Below are 18,185 nucleotides of genomic sequence, written 5' to 3' on the forward strand. Positions count from 1 at the left end.
GGCTAGATTGAGTGGGCGTAACCGGAGATGCTTGGAGTTTTTAAGCTAGTTTGTTTTCTCTTTTTCGCAACTTTTTGACGTGTGTTTTCAGTACAGAATTGATTTATCAGGAATGACACACAAAACTGCTATGTGCCGATTGTCATAGATGGGTCGGTTATAAATAAAACACATCAATAGGCATTAATTAATAAACGTTATTGCGCTTTATCTATTTGGTTAAATAATCGAACGAAGGGGAACCCCTAATGTCGCAACCGACGCAAAAGCTTCGCCTGAGTGCGTTGATCGCCTTGGTGGTGGGATCGATGATCGGTGGCGGGATATTTTCCTTGCCGCAAAATATGGCGGCGCGTGCCGATGCCGGGGCGATATTGATTGGTTGGGCGATCACCGCCGTCGGCATGCTGACCCTGGCCTTCGTGTTTCAGACCCTGGCCAATCGCAAACCCGAACTGGACTCCGGGGTGTACGCCTACGCCAAGGCCGGGTTTGGCGATTACATGGGTTTCTCGTCCGCCTGGGGTTACTGGATCAGCGCCTGGCTGGGCAATGTCGGTTATTTCGTGTTGCTGTTCAGCACCCTCGGCTATTTCTTTCCGGTATTTGGCCAGGGTAATACGCCGATCGCCATCGGCTGCGCCTCCGTGTTGCTGTGGGCCGTGCATTTTCTGGTGCTGCGCGGGATCAAGGAGGCGACCTTCATCAATCAGCTGACCACCGTGGCCAAGATCGTGCCGTTGATCATGTTCATCGTCATCGCCGCAGTGGCCTTCAAAGCGGACATTTTTACCCGCGACATCTGGGGCCGCAGCAACCCGAATTTCGGCGGCGTGATGGACCAGGTGCGCAACATGATGCTGGTCACCGTGTTCGTGTTCATCGGCATTGAAGGCGCCAGTGTTTACTCAGCCAGAGCGGAGAAACGCTCGGATGTCGGCCGGGCAACGGTGATCGGATTTCTCGGCGTGTTGGCGTTGCTGGTGCTGGTGAACGTGTTGTCCCTGGGGATCATGAGCCAGCCCGAATTGGCCACCCTGCAGAACCCGTCACTGGCGGCGGTGCTGGAGCACATTGTCGGCCCTTGGGGCGCGCTGCTGATCAGCATCGGCCTGGCGATTTCGCTGCTCGGTGCGTTGTTGTCCTGGGCGCTGCTCTGCGCCGAAATCCTCTTTGCCACCGCTAAAGACAAAACCATGCCGGCCTTCCTGACCAAGGAAAACGCCAACCATGTTCCGGTCAATGCGTTGTGGCTGACCAACGTGATGATCCAGATTTTCCTGCTGATCACGCTGGTTTCTGCCGGGACTTACACCAGCCTGATCTACCTCGCTTCATCGATGATTCTGGTGCCGTACCTGTGGTCGGCGGCGTATGCGGTGCTGTTGAGCGGACGCGGCGAGACCTATGAACACGCGTCGGCCGAACGGACCAAGGACCTGATGATCGGCGGCATCGCCCTGGGTTACGCGGTGTGGCTGTTGTACGCGGGCGGGGTGAAGTATTTGCTGCTGTCGGCGCTGTTGTATGCGCCAGGGGTGATCTTGTTTGCCAAGGCCAAGCATGAACAGGGCGAGCCGTTGTTTACCCATATCGAGAAAGGGATTTTCACCTGCGTCTTCAGCGGGGCAGGGCTGGCGGCGTATGGGTTGTACAGCGGGTTGCTGTCGTTGTGAGGTGGCTGCTGGCCCCGGTTTTGTGTTGAGTGTTCTGGCCCCATCGCGAGCAGTCAGCACCACTGCGCGCGATGGGCACCCAACTCGGAAGCTGGGAGTGCCCATTGCAATGGAGTTCCGGTTATTTTCAGCGGCACATGAAGCCGATGCGCCGGCCCCCAAGGCGTCTGCTCGATCAACAATCCTTGATCGTTTTTATCTTCAGCTCGCAGCGCCTCATCCGTCCCGGCACCACTTTCAATCAACAACTTCGCCGTGCGTGCCAGCGACAACCTGGCCGACCCACCACGCCCCATCAACGTGATTGCCGCAGCCGCCATCAAATACCCGGTTGCATGATCCAGCGCCTGAACCGGCAGCGGCGTCGGTTTGTCCGCTTTCTTCCATTGCATGCCCGCGTCGGCAATGCCGCTGCTCATCTGCACCAGGCTGTCGAAGCCGCGACGGTTCTGCCACAGGCCGCTCCAACCGTAGGCGTTGAGGCACACATCAATCAGGCCCGGCGCCAGTTTTTCACGCTCGGCGACACCGTAACCCAATTTTTCCAGTGCATCGGCGCGGTAGCCGTGGAGCACGATATCGGCGTCCTTGAGCAGGCTTTCGAATATGGCTCGATCATCATTGCTGTGCAGGTCCAGCCGTGTGCAGCGTTTGCCCAGCGTGACTTCAGGCACCACGCCCGGTTCGTTCCAGGTCGGTGGATCGATGCGCAACACATCGGCACCGAGGCCGGCGAGAAAACGACTAGCGACGGGGCCGGCCAACACGCGGGTCAAGTCCAGCACCTTGATACCGGCCAACGGTTGCGCCACGGAGCCTTTCCACGGTTTCGCGTGTTGACCACCGTCAGCACTGAACTGAATCAACGGCTCGGCGTTCACCGCTAGACCTTGGGGATGCGCCTGCCATTGCGCCCAAGTGCGCATTTCGGCGGCGCAACCACCGGCATCGACCACGGCCTGTTCCAGATCGGTTTTCGCCCATTGCGCGACCTTGCTCGCCATCGCGGCACGGTCGGCACAGGCGCCGAGCACGCTTTCGGCGGCGGCGCGGTGATGCGGCGCGTTGGTGTGCAGGCGGATCCAGCCATCCTGGGTCGCGTAGTCGCCGGCCACCGGGTCCCACAGCGGCGGAACGCTCCAGCCCACGGGGCGAATCGAGGTGGCGAACCAGAAAGACGCGAGGCGCCGGTCGACTTCAAGGCTGGGCAAGCGACCGGTGTGTTGCTGCAGCAACTTGCTGACCGCCTGACCGGCAGCAGCGATGCTGGCGCAGGCCAGGTCGGTCACAGCAAACGCCGAGGGCAGGGCGCCGCTCGACGTAAAAGGAATCGGCGTGTGAGGCAGGCCGAGCGCGGCTTGAATGGACGTGAGTAAGCCAGTCATCGAAGGCCCTCCGGAACGAGAGCCCGAGCATAGATCAAACAGGTGATGAAGCGTATGAAACCTGTAGGAGCGAGGCTTGCCCGCGAAGAACGATGATGCGGTCTATCTGAAAACCGCAGCGCTCCCTTCGCGGGCAAGCCTCGCTCCTACAGGGCTGTGACTGTTACACCCGGAACTGATCCATCAATTTCATCTGGTGGGTGGTCAGGGCGTTGAGTTGGCTGCTGATCTGCGCCGATTCGGTGGCCTGGCCGGTCAGGGTTTCGGTGACGGTGCGGATCGCCGAGACGTTGCGGTTGACCTCTTCGGCCACTGCGCTTTGCTGTTCGGCGGCGCTGGCGATTTGCAGGTTCATGTCGCTGATCACGGTGACCGCGTCGCTGATTTTGCTCAAGGCCTGGACCGCTTGCTGAATCTGCCCGGCGTTGCTATGGGCCTGGGTCTGGCTCGAATGCATGGTGGCCACCACGCCGCGCGTGCCGGTCTGGATGCGCTCGATCACGATGCGGATTTCTTCTACCGAGTCCTGAGTGCGTTTGGCCAGGTTGCGCACTTCATCGGCCACCACCGCAAACCCGCGACCGCTTTCACCGGCACGGGCCGCTTCGATCGCTGCGTTGAGGGCGAGCAAGTTGGTCTGTTCAGCAATGCTGCGGATCACTTCCAGCACCGAACCGATCTGCTCGCTGTTGACCGCCAGCGCCTCGACTTCGGTCACGGCTTTGCTGACTTCGTCGGCGAGCTGATTGATGTCGCGGGTGCTGCGTTCGATGATCGACATGCCGTCGCGGGCCGATTGATCGGCACCTTTGGCCGCATTGGCGGCGTTCGACGCGCTATTGGCGACGTCGTGGGCGGTGGCACTCATTTCGTTGGACGCGGTGGCGACCTGGTCGATTTCGCGGAACTGCACTTGCATGCCTTCGCTGGTCTGACGGGCGATTTCCGAAGACTGGTCGGCGGTGCCGCGCGCATCGGTGATGCTTTGTTTGATCTGCGCGATGGTCGGTTGCAGCTTGTCGAGGAAGCGGTTGAACCAGCTGACCAATTCGCCCAGTTCATCTTTCTTGGTGTAGTGCAGGCGTTGCGTCAGGTCACCGTCGCCGCTGGCAATCGCCTTGAGCATTTCGGCGACGCTGTTGATCGGCCGGGTCACGCCCGAGGCGGTGAGCCAGATCAGCAACAGACCGACCAGGCCGGCCGCGACAGCCACCAGCACCGCTTTGATCGTGCCGCTTTGCTGGGCGTCATCGAGTACGGCTTGCAACTTGACCGAGTCGGCCAGCAACACGTGTTTCGGCAGGTCGATCACCACGCCCCAGGCTTTGGAGTCGCTGATCGGGCTGACCGGGTACACCGCACGAATCACGTCGCCTTGTTCGAGGATCTTTGGCGTGCCGCCGCTGAGCAGTTGCAGGATGTCCTTGCCGTCTGCGCCCAGGGTGGCATCGATGCTCTTGCCGACCTTGCTCGCGTCGACGCTGAAACCGGCCAGTACACCGCTGCCGGAGACGATCAGCATGTGCCCGGCGCTGTTGAACAGGTCACGTTGGGAGTCGACCGCAGCCGCTTGCAGGGCGTCGAGGGCGATGTCCACGCCGACCACGCCGATGGATTTGCCGTCCACCAGCAGCGGGACGGAAATGGTGGTCATCAGCATTTCCTTGCCGCCGACAGTGTCGGCATACGGGTCCAGCAGGCAGGTGCGTTTGCTGTCGCGAGGGCAGGTGTACCAGCTGTTGTACGGCGTACCGCTGAGGCTCAAGGTGGTTTTGGTCATGTCGTCTTCGACCATGATCGTGTTGATCCCGGCCCCACCGGCACGGCTCCAGTAACTGGCAAAACGCCCGGCTTCGTTGGACTGGCGCGCCGCATCATTGGCGAACTCGCTGTCCTTGCCGTCCAGGCCGTTGGGTTCGAACGCCAGCCAGATCCCCAGCACCTTGCTGTTGCGCTCGAACGCGGTTTTCAGACTCTGGTTCAACTCTTCACGCAGGGCACCGGCGTCCAGCGAGCGCTTGGCGGCCAAGGTGCGCATGTCCTTGATCTGATCGGCCAGGGCGGTCACCACCAGCAGACTTTCACCAAAGGTCTTCTGCACCCGCACCGCTTGCTCGGCGGCCTTGGCCTGGAGCAGGTCCTGCACGCTGGCGGTGAGCATCTTGCGGCTGGAGGCGCTGACCAATTCATCGTTCTGGTTGGTCTGGTAGAAGTTGATGCCGACGATCAACGCGACCACGCCAAGCAGGCACAGGCCGGACAGCAGGACGATTTTCAGGCGGATGGACAGAGAGTCGAACATAGGGCGAACTCGCGAAGGGATGATGTGTTGGCTGTGGGCCGATGTCGACCCGGTTCGCCAAATCCATTCAGCGCCATTCAATGCACATCGGCGTGGGACGAGGATGCATGATGGTGGCTCCGACGAGCGGTAGTGGTTGAACGTTTGCGCAGAAAAATGTGCCGCAAAGCGGATTTAAAACGGGAGTAAATCGCGGCGTCGATCAAGACGGTTGCGGTAATGATTCCGGTCGTGACCAGATCCACAAATTACCCAGGCTCATGCCAGCAATCGCCAGATAGATTGGCCAGCCGTGATCGAGCATCACCAGCATCAGCGTCGCACACAGCAGCATGCTGACAGTGGCACTGACCTTGGCCCGGCGGGCGATGATTTTGCCGTTGCGCCAGTTGCGCAGGATGGAACCGAACAGCCGATGGTTCTCCAGCCAGGCACTCAGGCGCGGCGAACTTTTGGTCGCGGCCCAGGCGGCGAGGAGGATGAATTCGGTGGTCGGCAGGCCGGGGATGACGATGGCTATGAGGCCGATGCCCAGGCTCACGTAGGCCAGCAGGCCAAATAGGATTCGGGTGAGTTTTGAGGTGGGGTTCATAGGGCCTACGAAAAACCTGTAGGAGCGAGGCTTGCCCGCGAATGGTACGACGCGGTACTTCAGGCAGACCGCGTTATCGTTTTTCGCGGGCAAGCCTCGCTCCTACAGGGAGGATGCTGTGTCAGGCGAGTTCTGGGGTGTAGGCTTGCTCTAACAACACGGTGAAGCGGTTGAACGCGTCGATGGCGCCTTTATCCAACTCGGCTTCTTCTTGTGCGCTGAGCTCCAATCCATCCAGGGTTTTGACAAAGCGCTTCCAGCCTTCAGCGCGACCTCCGGCCGGTTCGCCGAGGTGGCGGGCGCCAAAGGTTTCGCTCAAGCCCAGACCGATAGCACGCTTGATCAGGAACGCCGCGCCCAGCTTCGAACCTTCGGAGACAAACAGCCAACCCAGTGCTTCGGCTGTGCTGGGGTTCTTCACCGCGCCAGCCACCGGTGCCGGCACTTCAGTGTCCAGATCCGCCAGGTCCGCCTTGGCCGCTTCGGCCCGGCAACGAGCCGGCAAGTCCGGGACGATGGCCGTCAAATCGGCATCGTTGTACAGCGCCACCAATTCCGACTGGAACAAATACTGCGCCACCACAAAACGGGCGAAGTTGGCCTGGGTTTCAAACGGTGCGTGGGCTTTGACCAACGCATCGAGTTTGGTGTGAGGCTCGGTGGTTATCTGGTTCAAGCGTTGCGAACGCAGAGCAGGGCGTTGAGCAGTGTCCTGAGTGGTCATGAGAAATCCTTGAGAAAAAGAGGTGCTTGGTAACGAGACGAACAAGCAGGCGCCTGACAGTAAAAAAAACCTCACTGCACCGCTTCTATACAAGCAGCGCAGTGAGCTGTTCAGCGTCAGATGTCCCAGACCAGATTGATCGCGAAGTTGCGACCCGGTTGGGTCAGGCGGTCGAGGTTGGCCGGTTGTGTCACCGAGGCTTCGCCGACGCTGTCGTAACCGCGCACGTCATCCCACTGCCAGTATTTTTTGTTGGTCAGGTTGTACAGGCCGGCGTTGACGGTCACGTCGTCGGTCACCTTGTAGAAACCGGCCAGGTCGAGCACGCCATAGCCCGGAGTCTTGAACTGGGTGCTGGTGCCATCCGGGGTTTTGAAGCTGCTGCTGTCGACGCGGGTCTTGCGTTTGACCACGGTCCAACTCAACAGGGCGCCATAGTTATCCTGGTCGTAGCCGAGGCCGAACACGCCGGTCAGCGGGTTGATGCTGTTCAGCGGCTGACCGTTGTCATCGTTACGGCCATACAGGTAGGCCATCGAGCCTTGGGTGTAGAGGCCGGACGGGGCGCCGAAGCTGTCGAGGTTCAAGCGACCCTTGAGCTCGACGCCTTTGATGGTGGCGTGGGCAATGTTGTTGCTCTGGAAGGTGGTCTCGGTGTAGCCGGGGGTGATGGCGTTTTCATCGATGAAGTCGCGGTATTTGTTGTAGAACACCGCCACATCGAAAGTGCCCGCCTCGAACTGGCCGCGCAGGCCGGTTTCGTAACTCTTGCTCTTTTCCGGTTCCAGGTCCGGATTCGGTGCGACTTGATAGCCACCCGCCAGGTTTTCGAAACGACCATACAGGGCCTTGGCCGTCGGCGTGCGGAAGCCTTCGGCGTACTGGCCATACCAGGTGTAGTTGTCGTTGAAGCTGTAAGTGGTGCCGAATTTTGGCGACAGACGATGCCAGGTTTTTGTGCTGTCGCTCACTACACCGTTGCCGCTCTGGTCGGCGGTGGCCAGGAACTCGTCGGTGATGTGCGGCTTGAGTTCGGTGTAGTCGTAGCGTGCGCCAGGCAGGAACGTCCAGTTGCCCCAGCTGATCTGATCCTGGGCGAACAGGCTGTAGCTGTTGATGGTCGGGTCCGGGAAGTCGCTGGCCGGTTTCAGGGTGTCGGCGGCACTCGGCGCACCGATGACCCGGCAGGCACCGGCCACGGTCAGGCACGTGCCGCTGCCGGTGCGCAGGCCGGTGACTTTGTCCTGTTTGAGGGTGGTGCCATAGGTTACAAGGTGCTCGGTGTCGGCAATGGCGAACGACTTGTCAGCCTGGGCATCGAACACCCATTGGCGATCCTTGTAGTTGGTGTCGCGGTTGCGCAGCACGGTACGCGACGGCGCGTAGATTTCTTCGGTGCTCTGGTCGGTCTTGGCGATCTGGTAGTTCAGCGACCACTTGATGTTGTCGGCCAGCACGCTGTCCAGACCGAAGCTGTGCTCCAGGCCAAAGCGTTCGCGGGTGACTGTGTCGTTGCCGGTGCGGGATTTATAGAAGCCGAAACCGCGTCCGGCGTTGAACGGGCCGCCCACGGCACTCAGCTGCTTGGTGTCGCGGTCGTCCTTGTAATGCTCGTAGATCAGACCGAAGCGTGCGTCGTCGGCGTAGTCCCAGCCCAGTTTGGCCAGCACGTTGGTGGTGCGCACGTCCTCGGGGTTGGCCTCGGTGCGGTTCAGGCCGATGCCGCCGGTTTCGCCGTAGGATTCGGTTTCATGGCCGTTGCGTTGGCTCAAGTGCAGCAAGCCGTCGAAGTCACCGGTTCGACCGGCCACCGTGCCGGAGGTCAGCCAGCTGTCATCTGCCGAGCTGTAACCGGTTTTCAGACGTGCGCCGACGTCCTTGCCCGGCTTGATGATGTCATCCGGGTCCAGCGTGTAGTAGCTGACCGCGCCGCCTATGGCATTGCTGCCGTAAAGCACCGACGCCGGGCCGCGCAGGATTTCCACACGTTTGATGATCTCGGGATCGACGTAGTTGCGGTTGGTCTGGGCATAAGGGCCGTTGAAGAAGCTGTCGGGCACTTGCACGCCGTCGATCTGGGTCAGTACGCGGTCGCCGTCGATGCCGCGGATGTTGTAGCCCGTGAGACCGGCACGCTGGCCAGCGCCGCCGACCGATACGCCCGGCTCGTAGCGCACCAGATCCTTGATGTTATTGACGTTGTTGCGGTCCAGGTCTTCGCGGGTCTGGACCGTCACCGTGCTCGGCACGCTGCTCACGTCCTGTTCATTACGAGTGGCGCTGATGGTCACCTGATCCAGGTTGATCGCGCCGCTATTGTTGCGCTTCTCCAGCACGATGTTGTTACTGCCCAGTTTGCGATAGCTCAGGTTGGTCCCCACCAACAGGCGATCGAGGGCTTTTTCCGGCGGCAACGAACCGCGTACACCCGGCGAGGCGACGCCGTCCGCCAGTTCGGCCGGCAAGCCGACTTGCCAGCCTGTCACCGTGGTAAAGGCATTGAGTGCCGAGACCAGCGACTGCTGCGGGATGGCGAACGAATAGTCGCCCATGGTGCGCGTCGGCTGCCCGGCGGCGGTGGCCGCCATGAGCGGCGCGGCGCCGGCCATCAGGATGGCAGCCGTCAGCAGCGACAGCACGCGGGAAGGTGAAGAGGATTGGCGGGTATGACGAGAGGACATCGATAGCGCTCCGTGTCGCACGAATCTTTATAGGTGCTGATTGGCATGTCGAGATGCGAATCAATTGCATTGGCTATAACGAGACGAACGAGCTTCGGCTATCGAGTAAAAATAATTCTCATTTAGTTCAGGATCACCAAAGCCGGAAATTCCTGGAGTCGGGCAGAGGTGATGTGAGCGAGGGAGCGGACCACGTCCAGCGGTTGGTCGAGACGGTAATTGCCGGTCACGGCGACGTCGGCCAGCTGCTCATTGGTGTTGATGATCCAGCCCGGGTAATAGCGGCGCAGCTCCGCCAGCACCTGGCTCAGCGGGCAGTTCTCGAACACCAGGCGCCCCTGGACCCACGCCAGATCAGTGGCCGCATCGAGCTTGGCCGGGCGATCAAAACCGTTGGGGCCGATGCGCACGCTTTCTCCGGCGGACAAGCGAATCCGCGCATCGTCGCGGGTCGCTCGCAAGTCGACATCCCCACGCTGCACCCGAACCAGTGCCACACCGTCCAGATAGCGCACCGCAAACGCGGTATCGCGCACGCTGGCCTTGACCGGGCCGGCATCGATTTCCAATGGCTGGCCGCGATTGGCCGGCACCTCGAAAAACGCCTCGCCCTGATACAACCGGGCCACGCGCTGTTGATCGTTGATGGTGCTGGAGAACGCCGAGTTGGTATTGAGCAGGACTTTCGAGCCGTCCTCCAGTTGCAGGCGCTGGCGTTCACCGACCACGGTCAAGTGATCGGCCTGGAGCCGCATCGGCAGGTTGCTGAAACTGAACAGGCCGAGGATCAACACGGCGGCGGTGGCCAGCGGTTTCCAGTGCGGACGCAGCCGCGACAGGACCGTCACTTTCGGCGGCCGGGCGGCCAGGTTTTGGGCGCATTGCACCACTTGCGGGCCATCCCAGATTGCCTGAGCCTTGGCGAACGCTTCGGCATGCAACGGGGCGGCGGCCAGCCAGTCATGAAACTGTCGGGTCTGTTCTTCGCTCGGACTGCCCAGCACGATCAGCCAGTCCAACGCCTGGTCCATCGCGCTTGCGGGGTCCCGCGCCGGTGAGGGCGGAGGGGGGGCGGGGGGAGGCACTGGAAGCGTGTCCGTCACGGTGTTTCCTCGGCAGTGTCTGTGCACGGCTGTTTTATGAGTGAAGCTTGAAAGTGGGCAAGGGTAGCAAAGCCCGAAAGCCAGCGCAGTCGATCCCGGCAGGTAGAGAATAAACCTACAGACTCAGTCGCCGTTTAACCGCTCTGCGACTCCGATGCAGATCGCCATGATCAGCTTCAGTTCTTTCTGCACGGTGCTCAATGAGACGTTGAGCTTTTCGGCGATTTCCAGATAACTGTGCCCGTGCAGCCGGCTGAGGATGAAAATCTGCTGCTGACGATGGCTGAGTTCACTGAGGCTCACGTTCAAACGCTCCAGCAATTGTTCGGCATGGGCAGTATCCTCGGCACTACTGGCGGGGGCGGCAACGCTTTCCAGCACGTCCAGTGGCACGTCGTCGAGCATCGTGCGCGACTGAATGCGCCGCGCACGCAAATGGTCCAGCGCCAGGTTGCGGGCGGTCTGGAAAACGAAGGGTTCAAGGTGATCGATGGCCCGTTCACTGAGCGCCCGGGTCACTCGCAGGTAGGTCTCCTGCAAGAGGTCTTCGGCGGTGCTGTGATTGTTGACCATCCGCTCCAGCGTGCGCAGCAGAGAAACTCGCTGAGCGATGAAGACGTGATTGAAGCGAGATTGACTCACGGGAGAACCTGATCCATTTCGAGCGAATGATAATGCTTATCATCCGCTCGAGTGGTCAAGTATTGATTTGCAATGATTCAGGCACGACCCAACAGATAGGTCGCGTAATCGGGAATGCGGTGTGCGTGCGCCTGCTCCATCATCGGGCTGCTGAGCAGGTAGTCGGCGCTGCATTCATTGCACGCCACCGGAATGTTCCAGACCGCCGCGACCCGTAGTAGCGCCTTAATGTCCGGGTCGTGCGGTTGCGGTTCGAACGGGTCCCAGAAGAACACCAGCATGTCGACCCGCTGCTCGGCGATGCGCGCGCCGAGTTGCTGGTCGCCGCCCAAGGGGCCGCTGATCATGCTTTCCACCGGCAGATCCAGGCGTTGTTGCAATAACAAACCCGTGGTGCCGGTGGCGACCAGTTCATGTTGTGCGAGCTTGTCTTTCTGCCGCTCGGCCCAGTCCAGCAAAAACACTTTGCAGTGGTCATGGGCGACCAGGGCGATACGCTTGCGCGCCGCCATGGTCTTTTGCGTGAAGCTGATACCGATCATGAGTTGTTCCACAGGCGATTTGCGAGGTGATTCCGAGGACGCCATCGCCTGTAGGAGCGAGGCTTGCCCGCGAACCAAGCGGCGCGATGTATCTGTCAGACCGCGTCATCGTTCTTCGCCGGCAAGCCTGGCTCCTACAGAGTCGGGTATGGCGCAACAGGTACAGAGTTACTCAGCGTTGCACAGCGCCAGGCAGTTATCGAGCATGCGGTTGGAGAAGCCCCATTCGTTGTCGTACCAGGCCAGTACCTTGAGCAGCTTGCCGCTGGACTTGGTGTGGTTGGCGTCGAAGATCGACGACAGCGGGTTGTGATTGAAGTCGCTGGAGACCAGCGGCAGGGTGTTGTAGCCGAGAATCTTCGAGTGCTGGCTGGCTTCTTTGAGCAGCGCATTCACTTCATCAGCCGACGCTTCGCGTTTGAGCTGCACGGTCAGGTCCACCAGCGACACGTTGATCACTGGAACACGCACCGCCATGCCAGTCAGTTTGCCCGCCAGTTCCGGAAGCACCAGGCCGACCGCTTCAGCGGCGCCGGTCTTGCTCGGGATCATGTTCTGGGTGGCCGAACGGGCGCGGTACGGGTCGGTGTGGTAGACGTCGGTCAGGTTCTGGTCGTTGGTGTAGGCGTGGATCGTGGTCATCAGACCGCTTTCGATACCCAGTTCGCGGTGCAGCACCTGAGCCACCGGGGCCAGGCAGTTGGTGGTGCACGACGCGTTGGAAATGATCTGGTGCGATTGGCGCAGAATGTCGTGGTTGACCCCGTACACCACCGTGGCATCGGCGCCTTTGGCCGGGGCCGAGATGATCACTTTGCGCGCGCCGGCTGTAATATGCGCGGCGGCTTTGGCACGGTCGGTGAACAGACCGGTGCATTCGAACACGACATCAATTTTTTCCGCGGCCCAGGGCAGCTCGGCCGGGTTGCGAATGGCGCTGACGGCAATACGGTCACCGTTGACGGTCAGGCTTTCCTGATCGTGCTGGACATCCGCGTCGAACGTGCCGTGAACGGTGTCGTACTTCAGCAGATGAGCGTTCATCGCGCTGTCGCCCAGGTCATTGATGGCAACGATCTGCAAGTCCTGGCGATAGCCTTGGGTATACAGTGCGCGCAGGACGTTGCGGCCAATTCGGCCAAAACCATTGATTGCGATTCGAAGAGTCATTTAACAGGGCCGCCGTCGTTTTGTTGTTGGAATTACAAGATTATTCGCATAAAAATAGAAAACAAGCCTTTTTAATGGCAATATTTTGTTCAATCTACAACGAGTGACCTGAATCAACTGGTCCGACCGATCAAGAAAACCGTCTGTCATCCCATCGACACCGGCTCTTGCTCAGCATAGACAATCAGGTCGCCACATCCGTTAGCCTGGAGTTCTACACATGCATCCCCGCGTAATTGAGGTCACCGAACGGCTTATCGCCCGCAGCCGTGCAACCCGTGAGGCTTACCTTGCGCTCATTCGCGATGCAGCCAGCGACGGTCCGATGCGCGGCAAGCTGCAATGCGCCAACTTCGCCCACGGCGTGGCCGGTTGCGGCACCGAAGACAAAAACAGTCTGCGGATGATGAACTCCGCCAACATCGCGATTGTTTCGTCATATAACGACATGCTCTCGGCGCATCAGCCGTACGAAGTCTTTCCTGAACAGATCAAAAAAGCCCTGCGCGAGATCGGCTCCGTTGGCCAGTTCGCTGGCGGCACCCCGGCGATGTGCGATGGCGTGACCCAAGGCGAGCCAGGCATGGAACTGAGCCTGCCGAGCCGTGAGGTGATTGCGCTGTCCACCGCCGTGGCGCTGTCCCACAACATGTTCGATGGCGCGCTGATGCTCGGCATCTGCGACAAGATCGTCCCGGGCCTGATGATGGGCGCCTTGCGTTTCGGTCATCTGCCGACGATTTTCGTTCCGGGCGGGCCGATGGTCTCGGGCATTTCCAACAAGCAGAAAGCCGACGTGCGCCAGCGCTATGCCGAAGGCAAGGCCAGCCGCGAAGAGCTGCTGGAATCGGAAATGAAGTCCTACCACAGCCCCGGCACCTGCACCTTCTACGGCACCGCCAACACCAACCAGTTGCTGATGGAAGTCATGGGCCTGCACTTGCCGGGCGCCTCGTTCGTCAATCCGAACACCCCGTTGCGCGACGCGTTGACTCGCGAAGCGGCGCATCAGGTCACGCGCTTGACCAAGCAGAACGGCGACTTCATGCCGATCGGCGAAATCGTCGACGAGCGTTCGCTGGTCAACTCCATCGTGGCCCTGCACGCCACCGGCGGCTCGACCAACCACACCCTGCACATGCCGGCCATCGCCATGGCGGCGGGCATCCAACTGACCTGGCAGGACATGGCCGACCTCTCCGAAGTCGTGCCGACCCTGAGCCACGTCTATCCGAACGGCAAGGCCGACATCAACCATTTCCAGGCGGCGGGCGGCATGTCGTTCCTGATCCGCGAACTGCTGGAAGCCGGGCTGCTGCACGAAAACGTCAACACGGTGCTCGGTCACGGCCTGAGCCGCTACACCAAGGAACCGTTCCTCGATAACGGCGAACTGGTCTGGCGCGAAGGCCCGATCGAAAGCCTCGACGAAAACATTCTTCGCCCGGTCGCGCGTGCATTCTCGCCTGAGGGCGGCTTGCGGGTGATGGAAGGCAATCTCGGGCGTGGGGTGATGAAAGTCTCCGCCGTTGCCTTGGAAAACCAGATCGTCGAAGCACCGGCGATGGTGTTCCAGGATCAGCAGGATTTGGCCGATGCCTTCAAGGCCGGTTTGCTGGAGAAGGATTTTGTCGCCGTGATGCGCTTCCAGGGCCCGCGCTCCAATGGCATGCCTGAGTTGCACAAGATGACGCCGTTCCTCGGCGTGCTGCAGGATCGCGGCTTCAAAGTGGCGCTGGTAACCGACGGGCGCATGTCCGGCGCCTCGGGGAAAATCCCGGCGGCGATTCATGTCAGTCCCGAAGCTTATGTCGGCGGCGCTCTTGCGCGGGTGCAAGAGGGCGATATCATCCGCGTCGATGGCGTCAAAGGCACCCTGGAGCTTAAGGTGGACGCCGACGAATTCGCAGCGCGCACGCCGGCCAAGGGCCTGTTGGGCAACAACATTGGCAGCGGTCGCGAACTGTTTGGTTTCATGCGCATGGCCTTCAGCTCCGCAGAGCAGGGCGCCAGCGCCTTTACTTCTGCCCTGGAGACGCTTAATTGAAACTGGCTTTGGTCGGTGACATCGGTGGGACCAACGCACGTTTCGCGTTGTGGAAAAACCAGCAACTGGAAGCGATCCAGGTGCTGGCGACGGCCGATCACGCCAGCCCGGAGGAGGCGATTGCCCTCTACCTGGGCGGGCTTGGCCTGGCGCCGGGCTCTATCGGCTCGGTGTGCCTGTCGGTGGCCGGCCCGGTGAGCGGTGACGAATTCAAGTTCACCAACAATCACTGGCGGCTCAGTCGCAAAGGTTTTTGCAAGGCGCTGCAGGTCGATCAATTGTTGCTGGTCAATGATTTCTCGGCGATGGCGCTGGGCATGACCCGCTTGCAGCCGGACGAGTTTCGCGTTGTTTGCCAAGGCACGCCGGAACCGTTGCGACCGGCCGTGGTGATCGGTCCGGGCACAGGCCTTGGCGTTGGCACCTTGCTGGACCTGGGCGAAGGCCGTTTCGCCGCATTGCCGGGGGAGGGCGGTCACGTCGATTTGCCCCTGAGCAGTCCGCGTGAAACTCAGTTGTGGCAGCACATCTTCAATGAGATCGGGCATGTCAGCGCTGAAACCGCGTTGAGTGGCAGTGGTTTGCCGCGGGTTTATCGGGCGATTTGTGCGGTGGACGGGCATGAACCGGTGCTCGATACCCCAGAGTCGATTACCGCTGCCGGACTGGCGGGTGACCCGATTGCGCTGGAAGTGCTGGAGCAGTTCTGCTGCTGGCTCGGGCGTGTGGCCGGCAATAACGTGCTGACCACCGGTGCGCGCGGTGGCGTGTACATCGTTGGTGGGGTGATTCCGCGGTTTGCCGATTTCTTTGTTGAAAGCGGTTTTGCCCGATGCTTTGCCGACAAGGGCTGCATGAGCGATTACTTCAAGGGCATCCCGGTGTGGCTGGTGACGGCACCGTATTCGGGCCTTGTCGGTGCGGGTGTGGCACTCGATCAAGCACAGTAGTGATCGTTCCCACGCTCTGCGTGGGAATGCAGCCCGTGACGCTCCGCGTCACTGGACGCGGAGCGTCCCTTGAGGCATTCCCACGCAGAGCGTGGGAACGATCAGGCATAATCCGCCCAATTCAAACAACAAGGATGCCGCCCCTGTGAGCTCAGTCAACAAGTCGATTTTGTTGGTCGATGACGATCAAGAGATACGCGAGTTGCTGGACACCTACCTGACCCGCGCCGGTTTCCAGGTCCGTACCACACCCGATGGCGCAGGCTTTCGCCAAGCGATGAACGAGGCGCCGAGCGATCTGGTGATCCTCGATGTGATGCTGCCGGACGAAGACGGTTTCAGCCTCTGCCGCTGGATCCGCCAACACCCGCGTCAGGCGCAGGTGCCGATCATCATGCTCACCGCCAGCTCCGACGAGGCCGACCGCGTCATTGGCCTGGAGCTGGGCGCTGACGATTATCTCGGCAAACCCTTCAGCCCCCGTGAATTGCAGGCGCGCATCAAGGCCTTGTTGCGCCGCGCGCAGTTCGGTCAGGAGCGTTCCGGCGGTGAAGTGCTGGCGTTCGATGACTGGCGGCTGGACATGGTCAGTCACCGGTTGTTTCACATCGACGGTGAAGAAGTGATTCTCTCCGGCGCCGATTTCGCGCTGCTGAAGCTGTTCCTCGATCACCCTCAGGAAATCCTCGATCGCGACACCATCGGCAACGCCACCCGTGGCCGCGACTTGATGCCGCTGGATCGTATTGTCGACATGGCGGTCAGCCGTCTGCGCCAACGTCTGCGCGATACCGAAAAACCGCCGCGACTGATCCGTACCGTGCGTGGCAGCGGCTACCAACTGGCCGCCAATGTGGTTGCCAGCAATGGCCACTGAGTTTTTCCGCACGCTCGCCGCCCGCGTGCCGGTGCCGCGTTCGCTGCTCGGGCGCATGTTGCTGCTGACCCTGTTGGCGGTGCTGTTCGCGCAGACCTTGTCGAGCGTGATCTGGGTGTCGCAACTGCGTGCCACGCAGCTTGAAGGCCTGGTGACCAGCGCCCGCAGCCTGGCCCATTCGATGACGGCCAGCGTCAGTTATTTTCGCTCGCTGCCGGTCGCGTTTCGGCCATTGGTGCTCGACCAGTTGCGCAGCATGGGCGGCACCCGGTTCGTGGTGACCCTCAACGACAAGCCCTTGGGCATGGAAGTGCTGCCGATCACCCCGCGCAAGGAGGCCGTGCTCAAGGCGGTGGATCAGGTGTTGCGCGAGTCCCTCGGCCAAGACACGGATATCTCGGTGACCTTTGTCAGCCCCGAAGACCTGCGGATCTTCAACAGCGGGCTGAAACTTGATGAATTGCCGCGCTCCTGGGCGCATTACGCGCTCACGCTGGAACCGGTGAATCCGCCGGTGCTGGTCACGCAAATTCAGATGGCGCCAGGCGAGTGGCTGTACATCGCGTCTTTGTTGCCCGAGCCCTACACCAGTCTTGAAGAGCAAGGCCTGCCGGCGCAGCAGGTCTGGTTCATCGTCCTCACCAGCAGCTTCTTGCTGTTGTTCATTGGCTTGCTGGTGCACTGGCAGAGCCGGCCGCTCAAGCGTCTGGCGCGGGCGGCGCGGGACATGTCCCTCGGTGCCGAAGTCGAGCCGGTGGCCGAAGGCGGCGGCAGTGAAGTGGTCGAAGTGGGCCGCGCTTTCAATGCGATGCGCGAACGCATCAGCCGTTACCTGACGGAGCGCAGCCAGTTGTTCAGCGCGATTTCCCATGACCTGCGCACGCCGATTACTCGCTTACGGCTGCGGGTCGAATTGCTTGAAGACGAACAGCTGCAAGCCAAGTTCGGCCGCGATCTGGATGAGCTGGAGTTGCTGGTCAAGGGCGCGCTGCAATGCGTGAAAGACACCGATATTCACGAAAACATCGAGCCGGTGGATCTTAACCATGTGCTCGACTGTCTGGTGGAGCCGTACCTGGCGCCTAACGGCAATGGTCGCGTGACCCAGCAGGGCCGGGCGCTGGCGGCGTATCCCGGCAAGCCGCTGGCGCTCAAGCGCTGCATCGGCAACCTGATCGACAACGCGTTGAAGTATGGGCAGAACGCGCATTTGCATATCGATGACGACGAGAGCGCTTTCATCCTGCACGTCGATGACGAAGGGCCGGGGGTACCGGAGCAACGGATGGAGCAGGTGTTCGAACCACACTTCCGCCTGGCCGGGCAGCAGCAGGGATATGGCTTGGGGTTGGGGATTGCGCGCAATATTGCCCACAGCCATGGTGGCGAGGTCAGCTTGCAAAACTTGCGTGAAGGCGGGTTGCGGGTGACGTTGCAGTTGCCTCGTTCGATCGATTGACGCAGACCTGTGGTGAGGGGATTTATCCCCGTTGG

General features: G+C 60.8%; 14 protein-coding genes and 1 pseudogene. 5 read left to right on the forward strand and 10 right to left on the reverse strand.

Annotated elements, in window-relative coordinates:
- The first annotated feature begins 248 nt into the window (after positions 1 to 248).
- Positions 249 to 1,676 carry an arginine-ornithine antiporter gene (gene arcD / locus ACIQV9_RS25085; protein WP_403107297.1) on the forward strand — a complete coding sequence of 476 codons (1,428 nt, stop codon included), beginning with the start codon at positions 249 to 251 and terminating at the stop codon, positions 1,674 to 1,676.
- Positions 1,677 to 1,729: 53 nt separating this feature from the next.
- On the opposite strand, the gene ACIQV9_RS25090 is transcribed toward arcD, so the two are convergent.
- The 10 genes and pseudogenes from ACIQV9_RS25090 to gap form a co-directional block, all read right to left on the reverse strand.
- A complete protein-coding gene (locus tag ACIQV9_RS25090) occupies positions 1,730 to 3,061 on the reverse strand; it encodes a CoA transferase (RefSeq protein WP_403107299.1) in 1,332 nt (443 codons plus the stop codon).
- Between the two features lie 163 nt (positions 3,062 to 3,224).
- Entirely contained in the window at positions 3,225 to 3,980 is a 756-nt protein-coding gene (locus tag ACIQV9_RS25095; protein WP_403107341.1) for a methyl-accepting chemotaxis protein, read from the reverse strand.
- Between the two features lie 150 nt (positions 3,981 to 4,130).
- Positions 4,131 to 5,363, reverse strand: a pseudogene (locus ACIQV9_RS25100) (chemotaxis protein); the annotation flags it as partial.
- A 202-nt stretch (positions 5,364 to 5,565) separates the two neighbouring features.
- Positions 5,566 to 5,955: a YbaN family protein gene (locus tag ACIQV9_RS25105; RefSeq protein WP_403107301.1), complete on the reverse strand. Its 390-nt coding sequence runs from the start codon at positions 5,953 to 5,955 to the stop codon at positions 5,566 to 5,568.
- A 121-nt stretch (positions 5,956 to 6,076) separates the two neighbouring features.
- Positions 6,077 to 6,679, reverse strand: coding sequence for a biliverdin-producing heme oxygenase (locus tag ACIQV9_RS25110; RefSeq protein ID WP_403107303.1), 603 nt, complete (start codon positions 6,677 to 6,679; stop codon positions 6,077 to 6,079).
- A gap of 116 nt (positions 6,680 to 6,795) precedes the next feature.
- A complete protein-coding gene (locus tag ACIQV9_RS25115; protein WP_403107305.1) occupies positions 6,796 to 9,360 on the reverse strand; it encodes a TonB-dependent receptor in 2,565 nt (854 codons plus the stop codon).
- Positions 9,361 to 9,482: 122 nt separating this feature from the next.
- Positions 9,483 to 10,391 carry a FecR family protein gene (locus tag ACIQV9_RS25120; protein ID WP_403107307.1) on the reverse strand — a complete coding sequence of 303 codons (909 nt, stop codon included), beginning with the start codon at positions 10,389 to 10,391 and terminating at the stop codon, positions 9,483 to 9,485.
- A 195-nt stretch (positions 10,392 to 10,586) separates the two neighbouring features.
- Positions 10,587 to 11,105, reverse strand: a complete 519-nt coding sequence (locus tag ACIQV9_RS25125) for an RNA polymerase sigma factor (protein WP_403107308.1) — start codon at positions 11,103 to 11,105, stop codon at positions 10,587 to 10,589.
- Between the two features lie 77 nt (positions 11,106 to 11,182).
- Complete coding sequence (locus ACIQV9_RS25130; protein WP_200666866.1) at positions 11,183 to 11,647, reverse strand: methylglyoxal synthase; 465 nt, start codon at positions 11,645 to 11,647, stop codon at positions 11,183 to 11,185.
- Between the two features lie 168 nt (positions 11,648 to 11,815).
- Complete coding sequence (gene gap / locus ACIQV9_RS25135) at positions 11,816 to 12,817, reverse strand: type I glyceraldehyde-3-phosphate dehydrogenase (RefSeq protein WP_010457403.1); 1,002 nt, start codon at positions 12,815 to 12,817, stop codon at positions 11,816 to 11,818.
- Positions 12,818 to 13,037: 220 nt separating this feature from the next.
- Between gap and edd the strand changes: the two genes are divergently transcribed.
- From edd to ACIQV9_RS25155, 4 genes are all read left to right on the forward strand, one after another.
- Positions 13,038 to 14,864, forward strand: coding sequence for a phosphogluconate dehydratase (gene edd / locus ACIQV9_RS25140; protein WP_109634251.1), 1,827 nt, complete (start codon positions 13,038 to 13,040; stop codon positions 14,862 to 14,864).
- Positions 14,861 to 15,814 carry a glucokinase gene (locus tag ACIQV9_RS25145; protein ID WP_403107311.1) on the forward strand — a complete coding sequence of 318 codons (954 nt, stop codon included), beginning with the start codon at positions 14,861 to 14,863 and terminating at the stop codon, positions 15,812 to 15,814. Before edd ends, ACIQV9_RS25145 begins: the two co-directional genes overlap by 4 nt.
- 145 nt (positions 15,815 to 15,959) lie before the next feature.
- A complete protein-coding gene (locus ACIQV9_RS25150; RefSeq protein ID WP_010457397.1) occupies positions 15,960 to 16,691 on the forward strand; it encodes a response regulator in 732 nt (243 codons plus the stop codon).
- Positions 16,681 to 18,150: an ATP-binding protein gene (locus ACIQV9_RS25155; protein WP_403107313.1), complete on the forward strand. Its 1,470-nt coding sequence runs from the start codon at positions 16,681 to 16,683 to the stop codon at positions 18,148 to 18,150. Before ACIQV9_RS25150 ends, ACIQV9_RS25155 begins: the two co-directional genes overlap by 11 nt.
- Positions 18,151 to 18,185 lie beyond the last annotated feature (35 nt).

It is taken from the genome of Pseudomonas sp. NPDC099000 (assembly GCF_044759925.1).
Classification (GTDB): domain Bacteria; phylum Pseudomonadota; class Gammaproteobacteria; order Pseudomonadales; family Pseudomonadaceae; genus Aquipseudomonas.

What these genes read in the sequence shown, in the direction of transcription:
- ACIQV9_RS25115 (WP_403107305.1), bottom strand. Translation starts at nt 9,360, where the DNA reads ATGTCCTCTCGTCATACCCGCCAATCCTCTTCACCTTCCCGCGTGCTG.
- arcD (WP_403107297.1), top strand. Translation starts at nt 249, where the DNA reads ATGTCGCAACCGACGCAAAAGCTTCGCCTGAGTGCGTTGATCGCCTTG.
- ACIQV9_RS25105 (WP_403107301.1), bottom strand. Translation starts at nt 5,955, where the DNA reads ATGAACCCCACCTCAAAACTCACCCGAATCCTATTTGGCCTGCTGGCC.
- ACIQV9_RS25120 (WP_403107307.1), bottom strand. Translation starts at nt 10,391, where the DNA reads ATGGACCAGGCGTTGGACTGGCTGATCGTGCTGGGCAGTCCGAGCGAA.
- gap (WP_010457403.1), bottom strand. Translation starts at nt 12,817, where the DNA reads ATGACTCTTCGAATCGCAATCAATGGTTTTGGCCGAATTGGCCGCAAC.
- ACIQV9_RS25090 (WP_403107299.1), bottom strand. Translation starts at nt 3,061, where the DNA reads ATGACTGGCTTACTCACGTCCATTCAAGCCGCGCTCGGCCTGCCTCAC.
- ACIQV9_RS25110 (WP_403107303.1), bottom strand. Translation starts at nt 6,679, where the DNA reads ATGACCACTCAGGACACTGCTCAACGCCCTGCTCTGCGTTCGCAACGC.
- edd (WP_109634251.1), top strand. Translation starts at nt 13,038, where the DNA reads ATGCATCCCCGCGTAATTGAGGTCACCGAACGGCTTATCGCCCGCAGC.
- ACIQV9_RS25095 (WP_403107341.1), bottom strand. Translation starts at nt 3,980, where the DNA reads ATGCAAGTGCAGTTCCGCGAAATCGACCAGGTCGCCACCGCGTCCAAC.
- ACIQV9_RS25155 (WP_403107313.1), top strand. Translation starts at nt 16,681, where the DNA reads ATGGCCACTGAGTTTTTCCGCACGCTCGCCGCCCGCGTGCCGGTGCCG.
- ACIQV9_RS25130 (WP_200666866.1), bottom strand. Translation starts at nt 11,647, where the DNA reads ATGATCGGTATCAGCTTCACGCAAAAGACCATGGCGGCGCGCAAGCGT.